The organism is Nocardioides aurantiacus, assembly GCF_003752505.1.
In the GTDB taxonomy this organism is placed as follows: domain Bacteria; phylum Actinomycetota; class Actinomycetes; order Propionibacteriales; family Nocardioidaceae; genus Marmoricola; species Marmoricola aurantiacus.
Map to the genome: position 1 here is coordinate 2,161,104 of NZ_RKHO01000001.1, position 11,509 is coordinate 2,172,612.

The 11,509-nt window shown below is 75.8% G+C and carries 10 protein-coding genes; 2 read left to right on the plus strand and 8 right to left on the minus strand.

The window, feature by feature from the left end; all coding sequences use genetic code 11:
- Nucleotide 1: 1 nt before the first annotated feature.
- Together EDD33_RS10395 and rpe are read right to left on the minus strand one after the other, a co-directional pair.
- The gene (locus EDD33_RS10395; protein WP_123390655.1) at nucleotides 2-1,465 is read right to left on the minus strand and encodes a S8 family serine peptidase; all 1,464 of its coding nucleotides are present in this window, start codon (nucleotides 1,463-1,465) and stop codon (nucleotides 2-4) included.
- A 63-nt stretch (nucleotides 1,466-1,528) separates the two neighbouring features.
- Complete coding sequence (gene rpe / locus EDD33_RS10400) at nucleotides 1,529-2,197, minus strand: ribulose-phosphate 3-epimerase (protein WP_123390657.1); 669 nt, start codon at nucleotides 2,195-2,197, stop codon at nucleotides 1,529-1,531.
- Between the two features lie 26 nt (nucleotides 2,198-2,223).
- Here rpe and EDD33_RS10405 point away from each other — a divergent pair, with 26 nt between their 5' ends.
- The gene (locus tag EDD33_RS10405) at nucleotides 2,224-3,495 is read left to right on the plus strand and encodes a YeeE/YedE family protein (RefSeq protein ID WP_246003458.1); all 1,272 of its coding nucleotides are present in this window, start codon (nucleotides 2,224-2,226) and stop codon (nucleotides 3,493-3,495) included.
- Nucleotides 3,496-3,499: 4 nt separating this feature from the next.
- Here the strand turns inward: EDD33_RS10405 and EDD33_RS10410 are convergent, their stop codons facing one another.
- The 4 genes from EDD33_RS10410 to def are packed head-to-tail and all read right to left on the minus strand — an operon-like array spanning nucleotide 3,500 to nucleotide 6,782.
- On the minus strand, nucleotides 3,500-4,858 hold the full coding sequence (locus EDD33_RS10410) for an RsmB/NOP family class I SAM-dependent RNA methyltransferase (protein ID WP_123390659.1): 1,359 nt from the start codon (nucleotides 4,856-4,858) through the stop codon (nucleotides 3,500-3,502).
- On the minus strand, nucleotides 4,855-5,280 hold the full coding sequence (locus EDD33_RS10415) for an MmcQ/YjbR family DNA-binding protein (RefSeq protein ID WP_123390660.1): 426 nt from the start codon (nucleotides 5,278-5,280) through the stop codon (nucleotides 4,855-4,857). The genes EDD33_RS10410 and EDD33_RS10415 overlap by 4 nt, the downstream gene beginning before the upstream one ends.
- Nucleotides 5,277-6,236, minus strand: coding sequence for a methionyl-tRNA formyltransferase (gene fmt, locus EDD33_RS10420; protein WP_123390662.1), 960 nt, complete (start codon nucleotides 6,234-6,236; stop codon nucleotides 5,277-5,279). Before fmt ends, EDD33_RS10415 begins: the two co-directional genes overlap by 4 nt.
- Nucleotides 6,237-6,782, minus strand: a complete 546-nt coding sequence (def, locus tag EDD33_RS10425) for a peptide deformylase (RefSeq protein ID WP_123390663.1) — start codon at nucleotides 6,780-6,782, stop codon at nucleotides 6,237-6,239.
- Between the two features lie 100 nt (nucleotides 6,783-6,882).
- Between def and EDD33_RS10430 the strand changes: the two genes are divergently transcribed.
- Nucleotides 6,883-8,148, plus strand: a complete 1,266-nt coding sequence (locus tag EDD33_RS10430; RefSeq protein WP_170169783.1) for an MFS transporter — start codon at nucleotides 6,883-6,885, stop codon at nucleotides 8,146-8,148.
- On the opposite strand, the gene EDD33_RS10435 is transcribed toward EDD33_RS10430, so the two are convergent.
- Nucleotides 8,145-10,223 (minus strand): primosomal protein N', encoded by a 2,079-nt coding sequence (locus EDD33_RS10435; RefSeq protein ID WP_246003459.1) that lies wholly within the window; start codon nucleotides 10,221-10,223, stop codon nucleotides 8,145-8,147. The two genes, EDD33_RS10430 and EDD33_RS10435, sit on opposite strands and share 4 nt — an antisense overlap.
- A gap of 67 nt (nucleotides 10,224-10,290) precedes the next feature.
- The gene (metK, locus tag EDD33_RS10440; protein WP_123390666.1) at nucleotides 10,291-11,493 is read right to left on the minus strand and encodes a methionine adenosyltransferase; all 1,203 of its coding nucleotides are present in this window, start codon (nucleotides 11,491-11,493) and stop codon (nucleotides 10,291-10,293) included.
- Nucleotides 11,494-11,509 lie beyond the last annotated feature (16 nt).

Sequence of the window (11,509 nt, forward strand, 5' to 3'; positions counted from 1 at the left end):
CCTAGCGCACCGCCTGCGCCGCGGCGACGACGTCGACCAGGCCGTAGCCCTTGTCGACGCTGGTCGTGCCGAGCGCACCGTTCTCGTAGGCGGCGCCGTCGGCGTACTTGTACGCCGTGGTCTTGAGCGCCTCCTCGACCTGGGCCGGGGTCGCCTGCGGGTTGGCCTGGAACAGCTGGGCCACGATGCCGGCGACGTGCGGGGCGGCCATGGAGGTGCCGCTGATCGTGTTGAAGGTGCCGATGTCGGTCAGGCCGGGACCGTTCCCGGGGTCGAACCCGGTCGAGCAGATCGGCAGGTAGGGGCGGCAGGAGGAGGTGATGTTCTCACCGGGCGCCGAGATGTCGGGGTAGGTCGCCTGGTCACCGGTGCGGCCGCGCGAGGAGTACTCCGAGACCGTGCCGTCGCGGGTGCCGTTGTCGAGGTCGAAGTACGACGCGACCGAGAGCACGCCGGGGGTCGGGTCCTGGCCGGGCGGGTTGGAGAGGTTCTCCGAGCCGTCGCCGCCGTCGTTGCCGTTGGCCCAGACGGTGAGGACACCTTCGGCCGCGAGCGCGCGCTGCAGCTTGACCGTGGCCGACTGCGGGTCGAAGGTGCCGCCGCCGGTCGGGCCGTAGGAGTTGTTGGTGACCTTGATCGGCGGGCAGGTCGCGGCGGGGACGCCGGCGCCGCAGGGCGCCTCGTGGTTCTCCAGCACCCAGTTCAGCGCCGCGTCGGCACCGAGGATGACCAGGGCGGCACCGGTCGAGATCGAGACCAGCTTGGCGTCCTTGGCCGCGCCCTGGAGCTTCTCGCCCGAGCTGAGCGTGGTGGGACGCCCGGCCACGATGCCGTTGACGTGGGTGCCGTGACCGCCGACCGAGAGGGTGTCGGTGTCGACGAAGCCGGGCACGCGCTGCACGGTGCACAGCGACTCGGTGGGGTCGCACAGCGTCTTGAGGTTGGCCACGACGGCGCTGGAGCCGTCGGCCTCCTCGAAGTACGGGTGGGTCGGGTCGACGCCGGAGTCGATGACCCCGACCGAGACGCCCTTGCCGGTCAGCGGGCTGCCGTCGGCGCCGGTCTGGGTCTGCTGCGCCTCGATGCCGCGGGTGGCGGTGTGGGAGGTCTCGTCGAAGAACCGGATCGGCTGCTCGCCGGCCTCGACGTACTCCACGCCGGGCCGGCTGCGGACGTCCTCGATCTGGGCCTTGGTGCCGCGGGCGGCGACGACGCCGATCTTGTCGAACGAGCCGACGCGGCTCAGGCCGGCGTCGGCGACCGCGGACCGCGCGGCGGCGAGCTCGGTGCCGTGCACGAGCACGGTGCTCGCGCCGGTCAGGCTCGGCAGCGTCGTCGCGAGGTACGGCGAGACGTCGGCCGACGACGCGGGGTCGGCCGCCGAGGCTGCGGTGGGGGCGGACAGGCCGAACGCGAGCACCGCTGCTGCAGCGCCGGCGAGAGTCGTGGTGGAGCGACGACGCACGGTTTCTCCCTCGGGTCGGCCACCGTCGAGCACGATCCCCGAACGGTCGGAGGCCCGGGTGGCTTACTCCCCCAACGAGGCAGCGTGCGCCAGGTCACGCAGCTCGCGCACCACCGCGTCGGGGTCCTCGGCGGAGTAGACGGCCGACCCCGCCACGAAGACGTCCGCCCCGGCCTCCGCGGCGCGCTCCACGGTCTCGGCCGACACGCCGCCGTCGACCTGCAGCCACAGCTCCAGCCCCGCGGCCGAGACCAGCTCGCGGGCGCGGCGGATCTTCGGCAGCACGAGGTCGAGGAACTTCTGGCCGCCGAAGCCCGGCTCGACGGTCATCAGCAGCAGCATGTCGAGCTCGCCGAGCATCCCCTCGGCCGCCTCCAGCGGCGTGGCGGGCTTCAGCGCCATCGAGGCCCGGGCCCCCTGGGCGCGCAGCTCGCGGGCCAGCCGCACCGGGGCCGCGGCCGCCTCGAGGTGGAAGGTCACCGAGCCGACGCCGGCCTCGGCGTACGCCGGCGCCCAGCGGTCGGGGTCCTCGATCATCAGGTGCACGTCGATCGGCAGCGTGCTGTGCTGCGCCAGCGCCTCGACGACCGGCAGCCCCAGGGTGAGGTTGGGCACGAAGTGGTTGTCCATCACGTCGACGTGCACCCAGTCGGCGCTCGGGATGCGTGCCACCTCGTCGGCGAGTCGGGACAGGTCGGCGTTCAGGACGCTGGGGGTGATCTGGATGCCCATGGTGACGCCGATCCTAGGCTGGCGGGGTGACCTCCACCCTCGACCGCACGCCTCCGGTCCGTCCGGCGTCCCAGGCGCCCACCGCAGGACCACCCCAGCTCGGCATCGCGCTCGCCGGCCTCGTGGGCGCGCTCGCCCTGGGCACGCTGGTCTGGCAGCGCTCGGGCCAGGTGCCCGCCGTGCTCTTCGGGATCGGCGCCGCGCTCGGGTTCGTGCTGTTCCACAGCCGCTTCGGCTTCACCTCGGCCTGGCGGCAGCTGGTCTCGGTGCGCCAGGGCGCCGGCCTGCGCGCCCACATGCTGATGATCGCGGTCGCGGCGACGCTGTTCGCCCCGATCCTGGCCAACGGCGTCGCCTGGAACGACGTCCCGGCCGCCCCGTCGCTGGCCCCGCTGGGCTTCGGCGTCGTGGTCGGCGCATTCCTGTTCGGCGTCGGCATGCAGCTCGGCGGCTCCTGCGCCTCGGGCACGCTGTTCGCCGTGGGCAGCGGCCAGACCGCGATCCTGATCACGCTGGGCGGCTTCGTCGCCGGCTCCACCCTCGGGGCGCTGCACTCCCCCTTCTGGACCGACGACCTGCCCAGCCACCCGCCCGTCTCGCTCACCACGGTGCAGCCGTTCGGCCACCTCGGCGCCTGGGTCCTCACCATGGCGGTCGTCGGCGCGATCGTCGGGCTGACCTACGCCCTGGCCCGCGGCCGGGGTGGCCGGGGGGCTCGGCCGGTGCCCCCGGTCGACCGCGCCCCCGTCGCCCGCGGCGCGGCCCGGGCCGTGCGCGGCTCGTGGCCGTTGTGGGTGGGCGCGCTGCTGCTGGCCGGGCTCAACGCACTGACCCTGTGGGTGTCCGGGGGCGCGTGGGGCGTGACCTTCGCCTTCAGCCTCTGGGGCTCCAAGCTGCTCGACGCCCTCGGGGTCGACGTGATGTCGTGGACGTTCTGGCAGGACCCCGCCAACGCCGCGAAGTACCAGGCCGGCTTCCTGGCCGAGAAGACCTCGGTGATGGACCTCGGCATCATCCTCGGCGCCCTCGTCGCCTCGGCGCTGGCCGGCGCCTTCGTGGTGCACCGTCGCATCCCCGGTCGGCTCGCGCTCGGCGCGGTCGTCGGCGGGATCATGATGGGGTACGGCGCGCGGATCGCCTTCGGCTGCAACATCGGCGCCTACTTCGGCGGCATCGCGTCCTTCAGCCTGCACGGCTGGCTCTGGGGTGCGATGGCGCTGCTCGGCACCGTGGCCGGGCTGCGGCTGCGCCCGCTGCTGGGGATGAGCAACCCCCGGCCGACCGACTCGGTCTGCTAGCGGGTCAGGTCGGCTGGTCGGGCTCCCGTCGCCGCAGCACCGCGAGGAACATCGCGTCGGTGCCGTGGCGGTGGGGCCAGAGCTGGACCGCGCCGGGCAGGTGGGCGCTGGCGGCGTCGGAGACCTCGGGCAGCAGCGGCGCCGCCTCCTCCAGGCGTACGTCGGACCGGTCGGCCAGCACCTCGGAGACGACCCCGGCCGTCTCCTGCACCACCGGCGAGCAGGTGGCGTAGACGACCACCCCGCCCGGCCGCACCGAGTCGAGCGCCGCGTCGAGCAGCGCCCGCTGCAGCGGCACCAGCGCGTCGAGGTCGGAGGGTTGCCGGCGCCACCGGCTCTCCGGGCGGCGGCGCAGCGCCCCGAGCCCGGAGCAGGGCGCGTCGACGAGCACCCGGTCGAAGGACCCCTCGGCCCACGCGGGCCGGGTGCCGTCGCCGACGACCACGTCGCCGGTCGTGGCCCGCAACGCCTGCCGCACCAGGAGGGCGCGGTGCGGGAGCCGCTCGTGGGCCAGCAGGCGCGCGCCGCGCCGGTCGGCCAGCGCGGCCAGCAGCGCGGCCTTGCCGCCGGGGCCGGCGCAGAGGTCGAGCCAGCGCTCGTCGCGGCCCGCGACCTCGGCCCGGGCCAGCGCGAGTCCGACGAGCTGCGACCCAGCGTCCTGCACGCCGGCACGCCCGTCGCGCACGGCCGGCACCTCGCCGGGGTCGCCGCCGTCCATCGCGACGGCCAGCGGCGAGGTCGCGAGCGGGGTGCCGCCCGCCACCGTCCCGAGCAGCTCCTCGACGGAGGCGAGACCAGGACGCGCCACCAGCGTCACCGCCGGGCGCTCGTTGTCGGCGGTGAGCAGCGCCTCGAGCTCCTCGGGCCGGCCCAGCGCCCGCGCCAGCTCGACGACGATCCAGGAGGGGTGCGAGGTGCGGACGTCCAGCGGGGCGTCGAGCTCGTCGAGCCAGGCCTCCAGGGAGCGGGTCGAGAGCCGCCGCAGCACCGCGTTGGTGAAGCCGGCCGGCTTGTGTCCCACCCGGGTGCGGACCAGCTCGACGGTGGAGGCCACGGCCGCGTGGTCGGGCACCCGCATCGCCAGCAGCTGGTGGGCGCCCAGGCGCAGCGCGTCGCGCACCGCGGGGTCGGGCGGCCTCCCCGTCAGGTGGTCCAGCAGCGCGTCGTACGTCCCCTGGCCGCGGAGCGTGCCACCGACCAGCTCGGTCGTGAACGCCGCGTCGCGGCCGGTGATCGCACGCTCGCGCAGCAGCCGGGGCAGCACCAGGTTGGCGTAGGCGTCGTCCTCGCGGACCGCCACCAGCACGTCGTACGCCGCGAGCCGGGGTGCGTCGACCTTGGCCCGGGGGCTGCTCCGCGTCACGCGTCGTGCTCGCGGACGAGCCGGGGCGGCGCCGCAGTGCGCCACGCGTCGGTGAGCAGCTCGGCCAGCTCGTCCCGGGTGACCTCGCCGATCCGGGACAGCCGCACCAGCACCGAGGTGCTGCTCCGGAAGTGGTCGATGTCGAAGAACGGCCCGTCGTCCTCGACCAGCGCGGCCTTGGCGCCGGCGTCGGGGGTGCGCAGCACGAGCAGGTCGTCCCACTCCTCGCCGGTGTCGGGGTCGGTGGCGGTGGCGTGCGGGCGGCGGTAGAGCACGAAGCCGCGGCCCCGGTCGTCCTCGCGACGCGTGGCGTGGGACTGCACCAGCCAGGTCGGGACGTCGCCCCACGAGGTGCCGAACCAGGTGCCGGGCAGCGCCTCGCAGATCTCGTCGACGTCCTCGGGACGGGCCGCGCGGCTCACGCGACCGGCCCCCCGAGCCGGGTGCCGGGCTCGAGGCGTACGCCGCGGGCCCAGTCGGCCGCGTCCATCTCCTGCTTGCCGAACGGCCGGACCCGCCCCAAGCGGACCGGGCCTGTGCCGGTGCCGACGAGGACGTCGCGCTTGCCGACCTCGAGCACGCCCGGCTCCAGGCCGGGCCGCCCACCGGTCTCCCCACCGGGCGGGCCGACGGGACGGACGGGTCCGAGCTTGAGCCGCTCGCCCGCCACCGTCGTCCAGGCTCCCGGGAACGGCGTGCAGGCGCGCACGCGGCGGTCGACGGCCACCGCGGGCTCGGCCCACACCACCTCGGCGTCCGCGGGGGTGATCTTGGGCGCCAGGCTGACGCCGTCGGCGGGCTGCTCGCGCTCCTCCAGCGTGCCGTCCTCGATGCCGTCGAGGGTCTGCACCAGCAGGCCGCTGCCGCCCTCGGCGAGCCGGTCGAGCAGCGCGCCGGCGGTGTCGTCGGGACGGACGGTCTGCGTCATCAGGCCGTACGTCGGCCCGGCGTCCAGCGCCGGGACGATCCGGAACGTGGTCGCCCCGGTCACCTCGTCGCCGGCCCAGATCGCGTGCTGCACGGGAGCGGCCCCCCGCCACGAGGGCAGCACCGAGAAGTGCAGGTTGACCCAGCCGTGGGGCGGGATCTCGAGCGCGGAGGCGGGCAGCAGCGCGCCGTACGCCACCACGGGGCAGCAGTCGGGGGCCAGCGCCCGCAGCTCGGCCTGGAAGTCGGGCTCACGCGGGTGCGCGGGCTTGAGCACGGGGACGCCGAGCTCCTCGGCCCGCCGCCCGACGGGCGAGGCGACCAGCCGGCGGCCGCGACCGGCGGGGGCGTCGGGACGGGTGACCACGCCGACCAGCTCGTGGCGGCTGGCGGCCACCGCCTCCAGCGCCGGGAGGGCGACCACGGGGGTGCCGGCGAAGACGACGCGCACCTAGATGCCCAGACCGTTCGTGGCGTGGGGCGAGAGCCTGACCTGCGGGCGGTCCTCACCGAACCACTCGGCCTCGCGGATCCAGCGCATCGCCTCCCGGCGGGCCTCGCGGTCGAGCCGGTCGACGAAGAGGATCCCGTCGAGGTGGTCGGTCTCGTGCTGGATCGCCCGGGCCAGCTTGGCGGTGCCCTCGACCAGCAGCGGCTCGCCGTGGAGGTCGAAGCCGTGGGCCACGACCTGGGCGGCACGACGGCAGTCGATCGAGAAGCCGGGGATCGACAGGCAGCCCTCCTCGCCGTCCTGGGTGTCCTCGGACAGCGTCAGCCGCGGGTTGACCAGGTGGCCCAGCTCGCCGTCGACGTGCCAGGTGAAGACCCGCAGGCCGACCCCGATCTGCGGTGCGGCGAGCCCCGCGCCGGGCGCGTCGAGCATCGTCGCGGTCAGGTCGTCGACCAGGGTGCGCAGCTCCTTGTCGAAGTCGACGACCTCGGTGGCCGGGGTGCGCAGCACCGGGTCGCCGAACAGGCGGATGGGCCGGACGGGCACGAGCGGTCTCCTCGCAGGGGACGGTGACGACGGACCCCCCGAGTCTAGGGACCCCCGGACCCGGTTGACGCGGGGCGCGGGTGCGGGCACGGTGCCCGCCATGGGGTCCGGGGCGAGCCGCGGTCTGGAGCGGCGGCTGCTGGCGTGGCAGGCGCTCGACGAGGCGATGCCGGTCTTCCCCGTCTACGCGCTCCTCTTCGCCGACGCCGGGCTCTCGGTGGGCCAGATCTCGGTGCTGCTGGCGCTGTGGTCGGTGGTGGGGATCGTCCTGGAGGTCCCGTCGGGCGCCTGGGCCGACACCGTGTCCCGGCGGGGGCTGCTGGCCCTCGGCGCGGTGGTGTACGCCGCGGCGTTCGCGACGTGGGTGCTCCTCCCGACCTTCACCGGCTTCGCGGCGGGCTTCGCGCTCTGGGGGCTCTCGGGAGCACTGACCTCGGGCACCTTCCAGGCGCTGGCCTACGACGAGCTCGCCGCCCGGGGCGCGCGGCACCGCTACGCACACGTGATCGGGGTCGGGCAGGCGCTGGCGGTGGCCGCGATGACGGTGACCACCCTGCTGGCCGCGCCGCTGCTCGCCGTGGGCGGCTACGACCTCGTCGGCTGGGCCAGCGTCGGCGTGTGCCTCGTCCAGCTCGCCGTGGTGGCGCGGTTGCCCGCGGCTCCCCCGGTGGTCTCGGCGGTCGCGCTGGAGGACGCGGACGACCCCGACGACGTCGAGCTCGAACCCCTCGGGCCACCCCGGCAGGACGGCGCCTGGACCCGGTGGCGCACGGCCCTGCGGACGGGCCTGGGCGAGGCGACCACGTCGGCCCTGGTGCGGGGGGCGGTGCTGGCCAGCGCGACCGTGCTGGCCCTGCAGGTGCTGGACGAGTACTTCGGGCTGCTCTTCCGCGAGCAGGGCGCCGCACTGGTGGTGGTGCCGCTGCTGGTGGGCCTGGTCGGGGCGGGCGAAGCGGTGGGGGCGCTGGTCGCCACGCGCGCGACCGGCTGGTCCCCCCGCCGTGCGGGCTCGGTGGTGGCGGTGGCCGGGATCCTGGTCGGAGCGGCGGCCCTGGCGGGCGACGCCCTCGTCGCCGCGCTGGCGCTGACCGTGGGCTACGGCCTGGTGCAGCTCTCGGTGGTGCTCGCCGAGGTGCGGCTCCAGGACAGCATCGAGCACGACGCCCGCGCCACGGTGGTCTCGACGTCCAACGTGCTGGCCGAGCTGCTCTCCGTGGCGGCGTACGTCGGCTTCGCGCTCGCCCCCGCCGACGGGGTCGCCCGACCGGTGCTCGTGCTGGCGGCCGTCACGGTCGTGCTCGGCGTGCTGGTCGCCCGCTGGCTCCCGCCCGCCGTGCCGGCCGCTCCCGCTCGGTCGGGGCGCTAGCCCAGCTCGGCCGGGTCGACCTCGACGCGCAGGTGGGGCAGCTTGCGGGTCGACCGCCGGGCCTGCAGGTCCTGCAGCGCCCGCGACAGTGCCGCGCCGCCCGAGCGCGGCACCCGCAGCACGTAGCGCTCCTGGTCGACGTCGGCGGTGCTGTCGCGCGGCGGCGGGACCGGCACCGGGCCGAGCACCTCGGCACCGGGCGGGAGCTCGAGTGCGGCGAGGCCCTGCTCGAGGTCGGCGGCGGTGCCGGTCAGCGTCGCGACGCGCGAGGCCGGCGGGAGGTGGGCGGAGTGGCGCTCGTCGATCTCCCGGCGGGCCAGGCCGCCGGGGTCCCAGCGCACCAGCGCCTGCAGCCCGGGGTGGGCGGGGTCGCCGACGGCCATCACGCGCCCGCCCTCGGAGGCGGGTCGGACCAGGGCAGCGGCGTTGGCCCAGCGGCGTACGGCCTCCTCGGTGGCGCGGAGGTCGGCCCGCCCCAGGAGCAGCCAGGTGTCGAGCAGCAGCACCGCGGCGTAGCCGCCCTCGGCGGGCGGCTCCGCGCCCGGCGTGGCGACGACGACGGCCGGTGCCGAGGACACCTGGTCGAGCACCCGCTCGCCCGAGGACGACTGCCGCACGGCGACGCCCGGCAGCGCGCGGCCGATCTCCTCCGCCGTGCGGGCGTCGCCCAGCACGGGCGCGCGCAGGCCGGCGTGGCCGCACTCCTCGCACCGCCACCCGGGCGCCGCCGTCGCGCACCACGCGCACTCCAGCGGCCGGCCGGGACCACGCTGGCGCAGGGGCCCGCGGCACACGGTGCACGTCGCCGACGTGAAGCAGCGCTCGCAGACCAGGCGGGTGGCGTAGCCGACCCGCGGCGCCTGCACCAGCACCGGGCCGTCGGCGACGGCCTCGCGCAGCAGCCGCAGCGCCTGCGAGGGCAGCCGGGTGCGGGCGCCCGGGTCACGCGACTCCGCCAGCGGGTCGGCGCCCGCCACGTCGACGGCGATCCGCTCGCGCACCGTCTCACGGGGTGCGGCGACCTCGCGGGCCCAGCCGGTGCGCAGGAGGTACTCCGCCTCGACGCTGCGCGCGTGGCTGGCCAGCACCGCCGCGCACCCCGTGGCCTGGGCGCGCAGCAGCAGCACCTCGCGAGCGTGGGGGTACGGCGCCCGCGGCTCGTCGTGGAGGTCGTCGCCGTCGTCCCAGATGGCCACCAGCCCAAGGTCGCGGACCGGCGCGAAGGCGGCCGCCCGGGTGCCCACCACGATCGGCACCGCGCCCCGGCTCACGGCCAGGAAGGCGCGGTAGCGCTTGGCGGGGCCGGCGTCGGCGGCCAGCACCACGTGGCCACCCGCGCCCAGCCGTGCGGTCAGGGCGGCGTCGAGCCGGTCGAGGTCACGCCGGTCGGGCACGCAGACGAGCGCGCCGCGGCCCGACGCGGCGGTCGCGACGGCCGCGTCGGCGAGCAGGGCCGCGCCGTCGTCGCCCGGCAGCACGGTCCACACCGCGCGGGGCGACTCAGCGGCCGCCAGCCCGGCGACGAGGTCCGCTCCCCCGGCGTAGGCCGACCAGGCCCGCGGCTCCGGCGCGTCGGGGACGGGTGCGGCCTCGCGGGGCGGCTCCTTCTCCACGCTCGCGTGGCGCGCGGGAACCGCGAGGCGCAGCACGTCGGAGCGGGTGCCGGCGTAGCGCGCAGCCACGTCGCCGGTCAGCGCGGCCACCTCCGGCAGCAGCACCGGCTCGGCGGAGACCACCCGGCGCAGCGGCTGCAGCCGCCCGGTGTGGGTGGTGGTCGCGGCCCGCTCGAGGACGAAGCCGTCGACGTCCTGACCGGCGAAGCGCACCTTGACCCGCACGCCGGGCTGCGCCGACGCGGCCAGCGGCGCGGGCACGGCGTAGTCGAAGGGCCGGTCGAGGTGCGCCAGCGGCACGTCGACCAGGACGCGGGCGACCGGGTCGACCTCGGCCACCGGGTCGGGGGTGCGCTCCTGGGGGGGCTTGGTGCGGCGCACCACCTCGCGGACCCGGGCCGGCGCGGGCAGCAGCGCGAGCTGCTCCTCGGCCGGGTCGGGAGGGGGCGAGGGGTCGGTCACGGCTGCATGCTCGCAGCCGCGACCGACAGGCCCTCGACGAGCCCGGGCTCCGAGCGGGGCGGCGTCGTCAGACGCCGGCGACCTTCTTCAGCGCCTCGGCGCGGTCGGTGCGCTCCCAGGTGAACTCGGGCAGCTCGCGACCGAAGTGACCGTAGGCCGCGGTCATGGCGTAGATCGGGCGCAGCAGGTCGAGGTCGCGGATGATCGCCGCGGGACGCAGGTCGAAGACCTCGAGCACGGCCTTCTGGATGACCTCGTCGGAGACCACGCCGGTGCCGAAGGTCTGCACGAACACGCCGACGGGCTGGGCCTTGCCGATGGCGTAGGCGACCTGGACCTCGGCACGGCGGGCGAGTCCGGCGGCGACGATGTTCTTGGCCACCCAGCGCATGGCGTACGCCGCGGAGCGGTCGACCTTGGAGGGGTCCTTGCCGGAGAAGGCACCGCCGCCGTGGCGGGCCATGCCGCCGTAGGTGTCGACGATGATCTTGCGACCGGTGAGGCCGGCGTCGCCCATCGGGCCACCGACCACGAAGATGCCGGTCGGGTTGACCAGGACGCGGTGGTCCTCGGACGGGATGTCGAAGCTCGCGAGCACCGGGTCGATGACGTGCTCGACGATGTCGGCCTCGAGCTGCTCGAGCGAGACCTCGGCGGCGTGCTGGGTGGAGAGCACCACGGTGTCGACGCGGACGGGACGGTCCTGGTCGTCGTACTCGATGGTGACCTGGGTCTTGCCGTCGGGGCGCAGGTAGGGCAGCGTCCCGTCCTTGCGCACGGCGGTCAGCCGCTCGGAGAGCCGGTGGGCGATGGTGATCGGCAGCGGCATCAGCTCGGGGGTGTCGTCCGAGGCGTAGCCGAACATCAGGCCCTGGTCGCCCGCGCCCTGCTTGTCGATCTCGTCGGCCGAGGAGCCGACCCGCGACTCGTGGCCGTGGTCGACGCCGGCGGCGATGTCGGCGGACTGGCCGCCGATGGCGACCTGGACACCGCACGAGGCGCCGTCGAAGCCCTTGTCGGAGGAGTCGTAGCCGATGTCGAGCACCTTCTGGCGGACCAGCTCGGCGACGGGGGCGTAGGCGGTGGTGCGCACCTCGCCGGCCACGACGACCAGGCCGGTCGTCAGCAGCGTCTCGACGGCCACGCGCAGGGTGCGGGTGTCCTCGTCGTGCGCGAGGAGGTAGTCCAGGACGGTGTCGCTGATCGCGTCGGCGATCTTGTCGGGGTGACCCTCGGTCACCGACTCGGAGGTGAAGAGACGTCCGGTCACGGGTAGCTCCTGGTGG